The following is a 15,314-nucleotide window of genomic DNA, read 5'->3' as shown; positions in this document are numbered from 1 at the left end:
AGCATAGCGAGCTTGGCCGCATGCAATCACGCCGTGACCTGATCGCGACTAGAGCCTTTTCCGTTCCGATGGAATCGGAACGGGGCTCTAGATTCTTATTTTGACGCATTTTCTTGACGCGAACCGGTATCCACTTCGCTCGAAAACGCTTGAGGGCTGCTTGCCGATCTCCTTTAGCAGCGCGTCGCTCTGCTCTCTCGTCAAAATGCTTGTTACCGCGACGTTAGCGCCGGCTTGATAACGCGCTTCAGCGCTGAAACACGACCTTGCCGCCGACCAGCGTCATATCCGCTTTGATGTCCTTGATTTGCTCCTCCGGCACGGCCGTGTAATCCGCGGAAAGCACGACAATGTCCGCGAGCTTTCCGGGCTCAAGGGTGCCCTTGCGCTCCTCGTCGAACGTGTAGCGCGATGCCGCGCTGCTGTAGAGCCGCAAAGCCTGCTCGCGCGTAACGGCTTCTGCCGCGCCGTAGACGTTTCCGCTCGGGTCCTTCCTGGTGACCATGATGTACATGTTGAGGAAGGGATTGATCGGGTTCACGGGAAAATCGGTGCCGGCGCCGAGGTTGTCGAGCCCCATTTTCTCGATCAAAGTCCTGGTCGGTACAGCGCGGTCAGCGGTCGATTTCCCGAGAAATCGTTCTACGGTGGCTGCCTTGTCCCACATGAAAACGTTCTGGAAATCGATACGGACTCCTAGCTTTTGCGCGCGCTCCATCTGTTCTGGCCGGATCAGGCTGGCGTGAATGAGGACGAAACGACGGTCACGGATCGATTTTTCCTTATCCACTGCCTCGAACGCATCGAGCACCTGGTCAATACCAAGGTCACCCACGACGTGAACACCGACACGCCAGTCATAGCGGTTGCAGATCGAGATGAGTTGCTTCAGCCGCTCAGGTGTTTGCTGCGCAATGCCATGGTAGTTGTCATGTGAATCGGGATAGACGTCGCGGATGAGCGCAGTCTTCAGCGTCATGCCACCGTCGTAGAAGATCTTGATGCCGGCGAACTTGAGCCAATCGTCGCCAAAACCCGAAGCGACGCCATTGCCTGCGATGATCGCCTCCCAAGCGTTCAGATCGGCCGGGGGCTCGGGCCGAAACATCGCGCCGGTGCGCAACGTCGCTTTTCCAGACGCGACAAGCTTCCGCAGGGTGCGGATGTCGCGCGCCTCTGTCGCGCCCTCGACGACACTGGTGATGCCGAAGCTGTTCAGTACGCCTTCGGCAATGGCGAATTGCCGGATTTCGTCGTCTTCCGTCCAGGGCGGTACGGCCTTCTCGACCCGATCGATCGCCGTCTCCACAAGCAGGCCCGTCAATTCGCCGGCGGCGTCGCGCTCAAACTTTCCTCCGCTCGGGTCCTCGGTGGTCTTGTCAATCCCGACCCGCTGCAGAGCCATCGTATTCGCCATCGAGAAGTGCCCAACAGTGCGAAGGTAGACCGGATTGTCTGGGGCGACGCTGTCGATCTCCTGCCGCGTAAGATAGCGCTTCTCGGCCAGTTGGGAGGGCGGATGCCAAGCGCCACCGATAATCCACTCGCCCGGCTTCTTCTTCGCCGCGAAGGCCTTGATGGCCCCGAGTGCTTCAGCGACCGTCTTGGCTCGGCCCATGAGGACAACATAGTCGGCCAGGCCAGCGGCTTTGAAGTGAGCGTGAGTATCGATCAATCCGGGGATGACGGTCTTGCCTGACACATCGATCACGCGGGTCCGCGGACCTGCCAGTGATTTGATCGAAGCACTTGGCCCGGTTGCCATGATCTTCCCATCTGCGACCGCCACGGCCTCCGTGACCGTTGATCGCTCGTCCAGCGTCAGAACCTTTCCGTTGATGACGACCAGGTCAGGAGCATTGAGCTCTGGCTGCTGCGCATTAACACATGCGATGCCGGCCATCCACATGCTCGTGGCAGCGGTTGCAAATGCCGTTAGCTTTCGAACCATGACATGCCCATGAATTTTGTTTTTGCTGGACGAAGAGTTTCAAGGGTAGCTGCGATCCAACGTAGGTTCAATGGCGTCTGGTCATCACACAAGACGGCGACAGCCTGCATGGGGCCTGGCGCGGCACGAAGGCGAGTCTCGCACGCCGGCACTACGGTTCGTTCCAGCGGCTCTACGTTTCGGGGACCTCGATCCGGACGGTCCCGTGATTAACTTCGCGACCGACCGCGACGGTAACATTGCGAGTCTCTCGGCTCCACTTGAGGCGCTGGCGCCGGATCGTCTCGACGCGCACCGCTGCGGGCGAATGCATCGACCCGCGTTCCGATCGGCCTACGTCGACGAATATATTCGCGACGATCGGACACGTTGTCACCGAGGGCGCGGAGGGCGGGTCATGAAAATTCCATTCGTGCCGTGGCCGGAGGCAAAATCCGCCACTCTTCATCGATTGCGAAACGAAGTGGTTTATTGCGCCCCGCAGATGCGCTGTGCACATCTGCGGGCCAATCCACCCTACTAACGCGCCGTCACTTCCCCCGCTGATCCAGGAACACGTAAAGCGCAGCGATCTTGCCATCCTCCACGATGATGACGTCCCATCCGGTGTAGTCAGGGGCTTCGCCGCGCGGACCTGATCCCCACGCCAGGCGTCCGGCGTTGTGAAGCGCCTGGGGCTCACCGGTCGGCGTGTAGACGAAGTGGGGATGTGTGGCCCGCAGATCGCCGGCGAATTTGTCGATCGCGTCGCGGCCGACAATGACGCCTGGCGGGACGTACAGGGTGGGGTTCTCGGTCCAAAGTTCGTCAATGGCGGCACGGCGCCGCATCGCGTCGCCCTCGCCGAAAACCTCCTGGAGGTTGCGCTGAAGCAGGTCGTGGATGCGATCGGCCGATTCATCGGTCCGGGCCATCGGTTCTCTCCAAAATTTCATGGGATTTGTGGGCTGGGCAAAGCCATCTGTCGGCTGTAGCTCGACGAGCGAAGGCGGAAGCGTGCGCTCCGTGCTTCGATCGATCATCTGATGTGGATGCGGTGGGCACGGGCGCTTCGCGCCTTTGCCCACCTTACGAATGATGAAACGTGCTCAGATCTGCGTCTGACCACCGTCGACGAAGAGCTCGACGCCATTGACGAAGCTTGCCTCGTCGGAGGCGAGGAACAGCACGGCCTTGGCGATCTCCTCGGGCTGGCCGATGCGGCCGACGGGGATGAGCCCGGCGAGTTGGGTCTTGGTGCCTTCCGCTTGCTCGCTGCCGCCGAACAGATGATTCAGTCCGTGCGTCTCGGTGACGCCGGGGCTGACGGCGTTGACGCGGATGTGCCGGTCCTTCAGGTCGAGGATCCAGTTGCGCGCGAAGTTGCGCACGGCGGCCTTGGTCGCCGAATAGACGCTGAAGGCGGGCGTGCCCGAGACGCTCGTGGTCGACGCGTTCAACACGATGGACGCGCCGTCGCGGAGCAGCGGCAGCGCCTTCTGGACCGTGAAGAGGACGCCCTTGACGTTGGTGTCGAACGTGCGCTGATAGTGCTCCTCGGTGATCGCGCCGAGCGGTGCGAACTCGCCGCCGCCGGCATTGGCGAAGATCACGTCGATCTGCTGGTGCTTCTTCTGGATGGCGTCGTAGAGGCGGTCGATGTCGGCCAGATTGGCCATGTCGCCTTGCACACCCGTCACGCGGCCGCCGATTGACTTCACCGCCGCCTCGAGCGCGTTCTGGCGACGACCGGTGATGAACACCGAGGCGCCCTCGGCCGCGAAAGCTTTTGCGGTGGCAAGCCCGATGCCGCTGGTGCCGCCGGTCACCACCACGACCTTGTTGTTGAACCTGTCAGTCATCATCCGTCTCCTTTGCAAGCTGCGCCAGACGCGCCGTTGCCGAGGTAAATGCGTATAGAACGATGATGTCAGTAGTGGCCAAATATGATACTTACCGTTCTATGGGAGGAACGATGAAGGCCGATCTGAATGACTTCGCCTATTTTGCCGAAGTGGTGGGGCATGGCGGGTTCGCCGCCGCCGGGCGGGCCTTGCGCGAGCCCAAGTCAAAGCTCAGCCGGCGGATTGCCGGGCTGGAGCAGCGCCTCGGCTTGCGCCTCATCGAACGGTCGAGCCGGCGCTTTCGCGTCACCGAGGTGGGGCAAGCCTTCTACGAGCGCTGCCGCGCGATCCTGGCGGAGGCCGAGCAAGCCGAGGCGCTGGTGACGCAGGCGCAGGCCGAACCGCACGGACGCATTCGTTTCAGCTGCCCGACCGGCATGGTCGCTGAGATCTCCGGGCTCATTTCCAGCTTCCTGATCCGCTATCCCAAGGTGCGCCTGCAACTCGTCGCCATCGACCGGCCGGTCGACCTGATCGACGAGCGGATTGATTTGGCCTTGCGTGTGCGCTCCGAGCTTACGGGCGATGCCGCGCTCACCATGCGCTCGCTCGGCACGTCCACGCGCATCCTTGTCGCGGGCCCGCAGCTGGCAAGCCGGTTGCGGACGGTGGACGATTTGGCTGCACTCCCCACCCTGGCGACGTCAGATGAAGACACTCTGGTCGAATGGCATCTGCAGACCGATGACGGGCAGGCGCGCGTTCACAAGCACGAACCACGCATGGGATGCGGCGACTTCGGCGCGGTGCGCGATGCAGCGGTCGCCGGCCTCGGCGTCGCGCTGCTGCCCGATCATCTCTGCCGGGAGGCGCTGGGGCAGGGCAAGCTCGTCCGCGTATTGTCGGAATGGCGCGGCCACCGGGGCATGGTGCATCTCGTGTTCACGACACGACGCGGCCTGCCTCGCGCCGTGCGCGCGCTGATCGATCATCTGGCGGCGGGTTTTTCCAAGACGTTGGTCTCATAAGGGGCACGACCACGGCGGAGCCGATCCAGCCGGGCTCAGTCGCGCTCAGGCGGCGGCGCTGGCCCCGGTCATGGCGCGCCTGCCGCTGGGCTGAAGGCGGCGCAGCGCGGTCAGGCCGACCTCGACCGAAGCCAGGCAGCAACGTGACTTGCCGCCCGACTTCGCCTCGTAGAGAGCCGCATCTGCGACCGCGAGCAGATCGTCCACTCGGGAGCCATGATCCGGGGAGAGCGCAATACCGACGCTCGCGCCGATGCTGACGCGGGTTTCTCCATCGACCTGATAGGGCGCCGCGATCTCGCCGACGATGCGTTGTCCCAACGCCAGCGCCTGCTCGGCTGTGAGGCCATCGACCAGCGCGACAAATTCGTCACCGCCCATCCGCGCGATCGCCGCGCCTTCGGGTACCGCGCCGCGCAGTCGCTCGGCCACACCCTGGAGCACCTGATCGCCGGCTGCATGGCCGAACGTGTCATTGATCGGCTTGAACTCGTCGAGATCGGAGAAGAACAGGGCCATGGGACGGTCCTCACGACCGGATTCAGCGAGCTTCGACTCCAGTGCATGGAGAAATCCGGCGCGGTTCAGCAGACCCGTCAGCGCATCATGGTGCGCGCGGTGGCTGTTCTCGCGCTCAGCCCGCATGGTCGTGATCAGAATCCTGTTGAGCCGGAACGCTGCGCCGGCCATTGCTCCAAGATACATCGGGACCTGATAGATCATGATGTAGAGCATCGGTTCGCCGAGAAAAGCGATGTAAACGACGATGGGGCCGAGGCAGATCAGGATCATGAGTCCGGCAAATCGCGGTGCGCCGAAATTGCGGAAGCAGATGCCGCCGATCATTGCCGCCGTGGACATCGAGGCAAGCATCCCGACGAGCCAGTCGCCGCTGCCGATGCTCGCGACCGCGCCCAATCCGAGGCTCAGACTCCAGGCCAGCGAGAGCAAGAGATGAAGATCGGTCGGGGTGGGCCGGTGCAGCCGGATGGCGCGATGCGCCGCGACCAGAACCGCGAGGCGGGCAAGGCAAATTGCGAGCTCGATCACGAACCAGGCGACGAGCAGCCCGGTCTGCTGGCGATAGGCGATGATGGCGGCGATCGCGACGGAATTGATGGCGCCGCCCGCAAAGATCGGGATCGCACCGAAGAGCTGGGCGATGAGCGCTGCGCGAATGTCGGCCGGCACGTCGGGGCCGACGTCGGTTAACCACCGCATCACGCGCCAGCGCGGCAAGCTGTATCGTCCGCCGTTGGACACCATTCCAGCGCATCCCCTTCTCTTGGGGATGACCAAAGACGAAGGGGTGCTAAAGCCGCCTTTACAGGCCTCCTCCGATCGTAAGCCTTGCTTGACGGAAGGTAAATTCGATCAAGGTCGTGGCGGCGACATCACCGCCGCGCGAGGAATGCCTCCCGCTCGACCGGCAATCTAGCCGGGGAGCGGCGCTTCGACGATGTCCAGCAGCGCGCCGACACCTTGACGCAGGCGACGCGTCGCGGCGCTTTCGGTGGCAAGACCAAAGACGACGAGCGACCGGCCCGTCACCGCGTACGCATGATCGAATTCGAAAGCAGGCATCTGGGCCTCAGGCTGATTGGTATCGATCAGCCCCAGCCAGCGGCTTCCGTCGGTGACGGGCGGCAGGGTGAAATTCACGACGTCGTAATGGGCGTTATAGACCAGCAGCATGGTGGCGTCCGAGCCGCGGCGCTTGATGCCGGTCTCCTGGGCGCGCCCGTCGAGCAGCATGCCGAAGCACTTGGCGTTGCCGTCCTGCCATTGCTCGCTGGTCATCTCTTCGCCTGATGGGGCCAGCCACGTCACGTCCTTGACGTCGAGCTCTTCATTGTGGGAGCCGACCAGGAACCGGCTGCGGTAAAGGATCGGGAAGGCCTTGCGCGTCGCGATCAGCTTGCGCGCGAATTCACGAAGGTTGCGGCCATTCGCCGTGATGCCCATCCAGTCGAGCCAGGTGGTTTCGTTGTCCTGGGCATAGGCATTGTTGTTGCCTCGCTGCGTGTGTCCAAATTCGTCGCCTGCGAGCAGCATTGGCGTGCCGTGGGACAGCAGCATCGTCGCGAGCATATTCCGCTTCTGGCGTTCGCGCAGCGCCGTGATGTCAGGATCATCAGTCGGTCCTTCGGCGCCGCAATTCCAGGAATGGTTGTTGCTGTGGCCGTCGCGATTGTCCTCGCCGTTCGCCTCGTTGTGCTTCTCGTTGTAGGAGACGAGATCATTGAGGTTGAAGCCGTCATGCGCCGTAACGAAGTTGACACTGGCCCAGGGCCGACGTCCGCGCTTGTTGAAAAGATCGCCGGATCCGGTGATGCGTTTGGCGAAATCAGCGAGAGTGCCGGGATCACCCTTCCAGAAGGCCCGGACAGTGTCCCTGAACTTGTCATTCCACTCGGCCCAGCCAGGCGGAAACTGACCGACCTGGTAACCGCCAGGGCCGATGTCCCAAGGCTCCGCGATCAGCTTGACGCTGGACAGCACGGGATCCTGGCGGCAGGCGTCGAGGAAGCCGCCGCCTTCGTCGAAGCCATAGGGCTCGCGCGCCAGGATGGTGGCGAGATCGAAGCGAAAGCCGTCGACCCGCATCTCGGTTGCCCAATAGCGCAGCGAATCCGCAACCAGCTGGAGCACCCGCGGATGCGACAGATTCACGGTGTTTCCGGTGCCGGTGTCGTTGATGTAGTAACGCTTCTGGTCCGGCAGCAGCCGGTAATAATTGGCGTTGTCGATGCCCTTGAACGATAGCGTGGGCCCGAGCTCGTTGCCTTCCGCGGTGTGATTGTAAACGACGTCCAGGATGACCTCGATGCCGTGCGCGTGGAACTGGTTGACCATTTCCTTGAATTCGTTCGCGAACGGCGTCTTCAGGTAGCGCGGCTCCGGCGCGAAGAATGCGATGGAGTTGTAGCCCCAATAGTTCCGCAGGCCTTTGTCGACCAGATAGCTGTCGTCGACGAACGCATGGATCGGCAACAGCTCGGCGCTGGTGATGCCGATGGAGCGCAGATAAGCGGGGATCTCGCTATGCGCGAGCCCTGAGAACGTGCCGCGGTCCGCCTCGGGCACCAGCGGGTGCAGCTGGGTAAAGCCCTTCACATGCATTTCGTAAACGATCGTTCGTTCCCAGGGCACTTCGGGCTTGCGCGCCGTGCCCCAGGTGAAGGCTGGATCTATGACGCGGCACTTCTGCATCAGGGGCGCGCTATCGCGCTCGTCGAAGGAGAGATCCTTGTCGGCGTGATCGAGCTGGTAGCCGAACAGCTCCGGCCCCCAGCGCAATTGCCCGACCAGCTGCCTTGCATAGGGGTCGAGCACGAGCTTGTTGGGATTGAAGCGGTGGCCGGCGTCAGGCTCATAAGGCCCATGAACGCGATAGCCATAGACTGTGCCGGGGCGCGCCGACGGCAGATAGCCGTGCCAGACCTCGTCGGTATATTCCGGAAGCTCGATCCGCTCCAGCTCGGTTTGACCATCATCGTCGAACAGGCAGAGTTCGACCTTGGTGGCGTGCGCCGAGAACAGCGCGAAGTTGACGCCGAGCCCGTCCCAGGTGGCGCCGAGTGGAAACGGTTTGCCCTCGGTGATCCGTGAACGGCGCAGGCTCGACGCCGCCCGCGTCAGGGCGTCGTCCGGATGGGTTTTCTGGTCCATGTCTGCCCCCAATGAAAATCCGGTCAGGATGTCGGTGCTGTTGCGGCAATATCGGCCGGCGCTGGCTCACTGGCCGCAGCCGAAGCGATCACCGCCGCGGGAGGCACATCGGCCGGCTTGGGCAGCGCGCTGGCGCGCTGCTGCGCAGCTTCCTTGCTGATCGCAGAGATGGAATTTCCGATCCGCTCCACGATCGCGGTCAGCTCGGCATCGGAGAGGCCCAGCCGCTTTCTGACGAGGCGCATCTGAACGCGGTCGGTAAGGTCGAGCTTGTTGCGGATCGGCTTGGGGATCGAGCGGCGCATGGCGGCAACTCCTGTGTGAAATCGTAAACCGCCGCTCAACACTTCTGTTCCAGGCCTTGACTGAAGACGTCAGTCCGCAAGGATCGCAAGCCGATCAAAGGTATTGGCATCCTGATCGCGCGCTCATCGTCGCGGTGGGCGAGCAAAGTCGAGCTCCGGCGTTTGCCGGCGCGTTGGCAGGCGGAAAAAAGTCGTCAGAAGGTTCTTCGCTTTCGGCGCCTGTCTAGATCGATGATTTGTAGAGCTCGGCGTAGGATTTGGCGGACTGGCTCCAGCTGAAGGCTTGCGCCATCGCAGCCCTGCGCATGTGATCGAGTCGATCCTTCATGCCGAACGTCGAGAAGGCCCGGCAGAGGCTTCCGAGGAAACCGGGAGCGGAGACGCGGTCGAACAGGAAGCCCGTCTCGCCATCGACGATGGTTTCAGCAAGACCACCGGTGCGATGGCCGATCGGCAGCGAGCCGAAGCGCTGGGCGTACATCTGACTCAAGCCGCAGGGCTCGAAGCGCGAGGGCATCAGCGTGAAGTCGCTGCCGGCGAAGATCTTCCGCGCCTCGGCATCGTCGAAGCCGATCTTGACGGCGATGGATCGCGGCGCGCGGGCTTGAGCCTGGAGCAGGGCCTGCTCGAATTGCGGCTCGCCCTTGCCGGTGACGACAATCTGGCCGCCGGCATCGACGATCGCTTGCGCGCTGTCGATCACGAGGTCGATGCCCTTCTGATGAACGAGCCGGGCGACGAGGGCGAACAGCGGACCTCGCGAGACCGCAAGGCCGAACTGATCCCTGACATTATCGGCATTCAAAGAGCGTTCGGCCCAGTCGCCGGCGCCAAACGGCTGCAACAGCGACGAGCAGGTCCGCGGATCCCAGCTCTCGTCGATGCCGTTCAGAATGCCGGACAATTGGTTGCGATCGGCCCGCTGCTGCAGAAGGCCTTCAAGGCCGCAGCCGAACTCCGAGGTGGTGATCTCCCGGGCGTAGGTCTGGCTGACGGTCGTCAGGTGGGAGGCATAGACGAGACCCGCCTTGATGAAGGACAGACGATTGTAGAATTCGACTCCATCGATATTGAAGCTTGCCTCGGGAATGCCGAGCGGTGCCAGCGAACTCCTGTCGAAGACGCCCTGGTAGGCGAGGTTGTGGATCGTGAAGACGGTCGGGATGTGCGCGTAGTGCCATTCGAGATAGCCGGGTATCAGAGCGCACTGCCAGTCGTTGGCATGGACCAGGTCAGCCGACCAGTCCTTGTCGACCAAGCCTCTGGCGAGCTGTGCGGCGGCATAGGAGAAGGTGGCGAATCTCACATTGTTGTCGCCCCAGTCCGCGCCGCGGCCGTCGGCGTAGGGCGTGCCGTCCCGCTCGTAGAGCTCCGGACAACGGACGACATAATAGGCCAGCCCGTCCGCGGTGTGCCCGAGGTCGATGTCGAAAGCGGGTAGCGCGGCAAACGGTGCGCATCGCCCTGCATTCTTGATATCCGGCAAACCGCCCAGCACGGCCGGATAGCCCGGGATGATGACGCGGACGTCGGCAAAATCGCGCAACGCGCGCGGCAGAGCTGCCGAGACCGCGGCAAGGCCGCCAACTTGAATGAAGTCTGATACTTCGGGCGTCGCGAACAGAATCCGCATTCGCTATGCCCACCTGCCGCGGGGACGATTGTGGCCTTTGCCAACCATCTTTGAATTCCAGGGCGCTTCCTCAGCGAAGCGCTATGCATCTAATTCTGCGGCGCACAAAAGGTTCCTAAAGCCTGACGACAATTGGGTTTTTCTTGGCGGCTCGGTGCAAAAGTGTACACAGGCCGGCGCTCGTCGAGACGCGTGGCGGCTCATCGAGGCACCGCTGTGTCATGACCTTCAAGGCCAAATCTGCTGCGAGGAACGAATGCAAGCACGCCAGCTTTTTCGTGCTGAGGCATGATCAAGCGATCGTAAACCGGCTCCTCCGCCGACCCGCCGCTGAAGCATGCCCTATCCTCGGCGTCGATTTGAAAGGCGGGCAGGTTTGAATCACAGACTGGGAATAGCGGGCCGGGCTCGGCGCCACGGTCCGGAGATTGTCGACGGTGGGGTCGTTTTCAACCTTTGGGCGCCGACTGCGCGATTGGTCGAACTTCTGGAGATCGGCCAGCCGCCACGGCTGATGCCGCGTGACGACGACGGTTGGTGCCAATTGTTCAGCCCGACGGCTCATGCCGGCACGCGCTATCAGTTCAGGACCAACGAGAACCTGATCGTCCCGGACCCGGCCTCCTTGTTCCAGCCGGATGATGTCGGCGCAGCGAGCGAGGTGGTGGACACGGCGGCCTTCCGGGATTCCATCCTCTATCCCGGCCGTCCTTGGGCGGAAGCGGTCATCTACGAGCTCCATGTCGGGACCTTCAGCCAAGAGGGCACCTATGCCGGCGTGGAGGCGCGGCTGCCCTATCTGCGCGATCTCGGCATCACCGCCATCGAGCTGATGCCGCTCAACGATGTCCCCGGCCGGCATAATTGGGGCTATGACGGCGTGCTGCTGAATGCGCCCAACGCACGCTACGGCAGGCCGCAGGATCTCAAGGCGCTTTTGCGCGCGGCCCACGACCTCGACGTCATGGTCTATCTCGATGTGGTCTATAATCATTTCGGGCCGCAGCTGAACTATCTGCACCTCTATGCGGAGAACTTCTTCACCGCCCGCCACAGCACGGGGTGGGGGCCGGCCGTCAATCTCGAGGGACGCGACGGTGCGTTCGCGCGCGAGTTTCTGATCGAGAACGCGCTGATGTGGCTGCGCGACTACGGTTTCGACGGGCTGCGGTTCGACGCCGTTCACGCTCTCAAGGACGATTCCGAACGACACTTTCTGATAGAGCTTGCCGAGACCGTGCGCCATCAATTGCCCGGCCGGCGCGTGCATCTGATGCTGGAGAACGAGGCCAATCAGGCCCATCTGCTCGATCGTTCAAACGGCCAAGCCAGATATTACGAGGCGCAATGGGGCGACGATTTCCACAACGCGCTGCATGTGCTGCTGACCGGCGAGAATGAAGGATATTATCGCGCTTTTGCCGACAAGCCGCTCGAGCACCTCGCGCGATCCCTAACCGAAGGCTTCGCCTACCAGGGTGAAGTCTTTCCGCTTCACGATGCCCCACGCGGCGAGCCGAGTGGCCACCTTCCGCCAGAGGCCACCATCTTCTTTGCGCAAAACCACGACCAGATCGGCAACAGGGCTTTAGGTGAGCGACTGTCAAAATTGGTGCATCCGGACAAGCTCGCGCAAGCAATGGCGCTGGTCTTGCTCAATCCGCACATTCCGCTGCTTTTCATGGGCGAGGAAGCGGCCGTCGAGACGCCGTTCCTGTTCTTTGCCGACTGGACCGGGGAAGCGGCCGAGTTGACGCGGGAGGGGCGGCGCAAGGAGTTTTCGCATTTCAAGGCATTCTCGACGCCCGAGATGCGCGCCCGGATTCCGGACCCGTGCGACGAGAGAACCTTCCGGGCCTCGAAGCTCGACTGGAGCAGCATCGACCATTCCCCCGCAAGCGCCAAGTTCCGCGCGTTGACGACGCAACTGCTGACGATACGGCGCGAGAAGATCGTGCCTCTCATCAAGCGCGGCTTTGTTTCGGCGCAGCGCAAGCTTCTCGGCGATCCCGGCAGCGGCGGCATAGACGTGCGCTGGCAGACGACGAGGGGGGACATTCTGCAGATTGTCGCCAATTTTTCCGACCACCCGCTACCTCTCCCGAAAATGGTGGCGGCCGAATGTCTGTGGCGAGGACTTGCGGTAGAGGCAGGAGCATTGTTGCCAGGCGATATCACCGTAACACTCGCGGAGGCGTGAGACGCCCCAGGTCGGCGCCCAGGGGCCGTGTGCCGCCGCTATGAAGCTCCTCCAAGCTGCACGTTCCGATCCACCGCAATCCATGTCGTTCGGGCCACCGCCAGTAACCTCCCGGCCTCATCATGCAGCGCGGCCTCGGCCATGCGCTTGCGGCCGTCGCGGCCGGTCGGCCATGCCGTGATGATGCAGCGGTCGCCGGCACGCGGGCGGGTCTCGATGCGCGCGGACATTCGTCCGAGCAGGAGCGGCGTCTTGTCGACGGCGTTGCTTTGAGGATCGCAATTGCAGGCAAAGCCGGTCGGACAATCGAGTGCCGACCAGAGAAATTCGGGTGCGACGAGGCCATCGTCGTCGCTCAAGTTCTGATCTGGGACCCAACTCGCCGCGAGGACGGGAGTCTGCGCACGACGTCCGAGCGGTCCGGCAAAGATGCGCAAGCCGTCTCCCTTGGCCCTCGCGGGGCCGCAGACGAAACAAGTCGGCAGCGGATGCTCGTGCGGCTTGACCAGCGTCAGCAATTCCGCAGCGCGGGCTTCTTCGAAGCTGGCTGTTTCCAGTCGTGAGAGCTCGACACCCACCGCGCGACCGGTCGCGACGACCTTGGCGCTGTCGCGAAGCTCCCATGTGCCGTCATCGGTCGCGCTCGCGCCGAGCGGTGTGTCCAGGGGAGGCGGCGCACGCAGCGTCACCTCGGCGGCTCCCGCAATCTGCCGGGCCAGGCGGCCGCACACATAGCCGCCATTGCCGGAGTTCGGCGGGCCGCAAAAGCGCTTGTCGATGATGATCTCGCTCAAAGCCTGGCCTTCCTGTCTTGACAAGTCCGCGCGCACTCTATCGGATCTTGAGCACAATTCTTCCCTGAACTGTCCTGTCGGCGATAGCATGCATGGCTTTGCCGGCGTCCTCCAAAGGGAGGATGCGATCGATGTGTGGGCGGATTTTTCCGTCGGCAAGCAATAGCATCAACGTCTCGTTCATGCGCGCTGCCTCGGCGGAAAATCTTTCGGCCCAGGCGCCGACGAAGACGCCGATGATCGCATAGTTCTTCAACAACGGCAGGTTCATCGGGACCTGTGGAATCGTGCCGCTCGCGAAGCCGATCGGCATCAGCCGGCCGCCCCAGTTCATCAGCCGGGCCATCTGCTCGAGGACCGCGCCTCCGATATTGTCGAAACCGATATCGATGCCTTGATCGATTCCTTGATCGATTCCTTGGCCCGAGGTGAGCGACTTGATCCGGTCGCGCAGATCCTCGCTGCGATAGTTGACGACCTCGCTGGCCCCATAGCGGCGCACCAGCGCGGCCTTGTCGTCGGAGCCGATGCCGGCGATGACGCGCAGGCCGAGATGACGGCCGAGATCGACGGCGGCAAGTCCGACGCCGCCGGCGGCGCCCGTGATGAACACGGTCTCGCCGGCTCGCGCCCGAGCCCGTTCGACCAGTGCGTAATGGGCGGTGCCGTAGACGTGCAGCACCGTCGCGGCGGCCTCGAACGCGACGCCGTCAGGCAGGCGCACGCTCTTGGATTCCTTGGCGATCATCCGCTCTGCGTAGCCGCCGGTCCAGCTGCTGCATGCGACGCGGTCGCCTGGAGCGAATTGTGTGACGTCGTCGCCGACAGCGGCGACGACACCCGAAGCTTCCGTGCCGGGCACGAAGGGCAGGGGCGGGCGCATCTGGTAGAGGCCCGAGACCAGCAACTGGTCCATGAAGCTGACGGAGGCTGCATGGACGTCGATGAGAATCTCGTCGGCGGCTGGCCTCGGCTCGGCGATCTCGCCGAGGCGCAAATCCTGCGGTCCGGTGAAGGAGCTGCACAGCACGGCTCTCATCGCGGCGCGCTTTCCGTCTGGCGACGACCGAACAGGCGCGGCAACAGCATGGGGACGCGCCGGCGATAGTTTTGGTAGGTCGCCCCGAACTCGGCGATCAGATCCCGTTCCTCGAACTGCAGCGCGACCAGGATGTAGGCGGTGTTGGCGAGCGCGAACAAGAGATGGCCGGAGGTCATCTCGGGCGTGGCCCAGAACGCGAGCAGGAAGCCGAGCATGATCGGATGCCGTACGATCTTGTAGAGCAGGGGCGTTCGGAACGATTGACCCGATATCTTGGCTCCGCGCCACGCGGCGACAGCCTGGCGCAGGCCGAACAGATCGAAATGATCGATCATGTGGGTCGAAGCGAACGCGATCAGCCAGCCGAGCCAATGCACTGAGATCAGCAGCCAGGCCACGAGCCCGTCGGTCTGCCAGATCACGGTCGGGATCGGACGCCACTGCCAGAACAGCAACAGGAGGACGAGGCTGGAGAGCAGCACATAGGTGCTGCGCTGGCAGGCCGGGGCAAGCAATCTGGCGGACCATCGCTTGAAGCCGGGGCGCGCCATCACGCTGTGCTGGATCGCAAACAGGCTCATCAGCAGCAGATCGACGACAATGGCCTCGCTCGCATTTGCGGGGTTGCCGACGTCGATCGACTTCGGCACGACATAATTGCCGACGAAACCGAGCGCATAGAGAAATGAAAGCGTGAACAGGGTGTAGCTCACGAGGGCGTAGAGCAGGATCAGGAAGCGCGAGACCATGTTTTGTCCTATTGTGCCTGACACGGTGGTGCCGCATGCAGGAGCCTAATTCGCCCGCTTGCGAAGGGGCTCGATCTGGCCCGATGGCTACCGCGCGACCGTCCCCTGTGCGTCCCC

General features: G+C 63.0%; 12 protein-coding genes. 2 read left to right on the top strand and 10 right to left on the bottom strand.

Annotated elements, in window-relative coordinates:
• Positions 1–247 precede the first annotated feature (247 nt).
• From G8O24_RS00925 to G8O24_RS00915, 3 genes are all read right to left on the bottom strand, one after another.
• Complete coding sequence (locus G8O24_RS00925; RefSeq protein ID WP_376708067.1) at positions 248–1,903, bottom strand: amidohydrolase; 1,656 nt, start codon at positions 1,901–1,903, stop codon at positions 248–250.
• Between the two features lie 578 nt (positions 1,904–2,481).
• Positions 2,482–2,865 (bottom strand): nuclear transport factor 2 family protein, encoded by a 384-nt coding sequence (locus G8O24_RS00920; RefSeq protein WP_188095576.1) that lies wholly within the window; start codon positions 2,863–2,865, stop codon positions 2,482–2,484.
• A 174-nt stretch (positions 2,866–3,039) separates the two neighbouring features.
• The gene (locus tag G8O24_RS00915) at positions 3,040–3,792 is read right to left on the bottom strand and encodes an SDR family NAD(P)-dependent oxidoreductase (protein WP_188095574.1); all 753 of its coding nucleotides are present in this window, start codon (positions 3,790–3,792) and stop codon (positions 3,040–3,042) included.
• 113 nt (positions 3,793–3,905) lie between these two features.
• Between G8O24_RS00915 and G8O24_RS00910 the strand changes: the two genes are divergently transcribed.
• Positions 3,906–4,802, top strand: a complete 897-nt coding sequence (locus G8O24_RS00910) for a LysR family transcriptional regulator (protein ID WP_188095572.1) — start codon at positions 3,906–3,908, stop codon at positions 4,800–4,802.
• A gap of 45 nt (positions 4,803–4,847) precedes the next feature.
• Here the strand turns inward: G8O24_RS00910 and G8O24_RS00905 are convergent, their stop codons facing one another.
• From G8O24_RS00905 to glgA, 4 genes are all read right to left on the bottom strand, one after another.
• Positions 4,848–6,068, bottom strand: coding sequence for a GGDEF domain-containing protein (locus tag G8O24_RS00905; protein WP_188095570.1), 1,221 nt, complete (start codon positions 6,066–6,068; stop codon positions 4,848–4,850).
• A gap of 168 nt (positions 6,069–6,236) precedes the next feature.
• Positions 6,237–8,474, bottom strand: a complete 2,238-nt coding sequence (glgX, locus tag G8O24_RS00900; RefSeq protein WP_188095568.1) for a glycogen debranching protein GlgX — start codon at positions 8,472–8,474, stop codon at positions 6,237–6,239.
• A gap of 23 nt (positions 8,475–8,497) precedes the next feature.
• The gene (locus tag G8O24_RS00895; RefSeq protein ID WP_188095566.1) at positions 8,498–8,779 is read right to left on the bottom strand and encodes a DUF3606 domain-containing protein; all 282 of its coding nucleotides are present in this window, start codon (positions 8,777–8,779) and stop codon (positions 8,498–8,500) included.
• 223 nt (positions 8,780–9,002) lie between these two features.
• Positions 9,003–10,412 carry a glycogen synthase GlgA gene (gene glgA, locus G8O24_RS00890; RefSeq protein WP_188095564.1) on the bottom strand — a complete coding sequence of 470 codons (1,410 nt, stop codon included), beginning with the start codon at positions 10,410–10,412 and terminating at the stop codon, positions 9,003–9,005.
• 337 nt (positions 10,413–10,749) lie between these two features.
• On the opposite strand from glgA, the gene treZ reads away from it, so the two are divergent.
• Complete coding sequence (treZ, locus tag G8O24_RS00885; protein ID WP_191093000.1) at positions 10,750–12,612, top strand: malto-oligosyltrehalose trehalohydrolase; 1,863 nt, start codon at positions 10,750–10,752, stop codon at positions 12,610–12,612.
• Positions 12,613–12,650: 38 nt separating this feature from the next.
• Here the strand turns inward: treZ and G8O24_RS00880 are convergent, their stop codons facing one another.
• From G8O24_RS00880 to mddA, 3 genes are read right to left on the bottom strand one after another with little or no spacing between them, the layout of a single operon-like run.
• Complete coding sequence (locus G8O24_RS00880; RefSeq protein ID WP_188095562.1) at positions 12,651–13,406, bottom strand: hotdog family protein; 756 nt, start codon at positions 13,404–13,406, stop codon at positions 12,651–12,653.
• Between the two features lie 37 nt (positions 13,407–13,443).
• A complete protein-coding gene (locus G8O24_RS00875; RefSeq protein ID WP_188095560.1) occupies positions 13,444–14,445 on the bottom strand; it encodes an NADPH:quinone oxidoreductase family protein in 1,002 nt (333 codons plus the stop codon).
• Entirely contained in the window at positions 14,442–15,197 is a 756-nt protein-coding gene (gene mddA, locus G8O24_RS00870; protein WP_188095559.1) for a methanethiol S-methyltransferase, read from the bottom strand. The genes G8O24_RS00875 and mddA overlap by 4 nt, the downstream gene beginning before the upstream one ends.
• Between the last annotated feature and the right edge of the window lie 117 nt (positions 15,198–15,314).

The organism is Bradyrhizobium campsiandrae (genome assembly GCF_014529705.1).
GTDB lineage: Bacteria > Pseudomonadota > Alphaproteobacteria > Rhizobiales > Xanthobacteraceae > Bradyrhizobium > Bradyrhizobium campsiandrae.
This window is presented reverse-complemented; position numbering and strand designations above follow the sequence as displayed.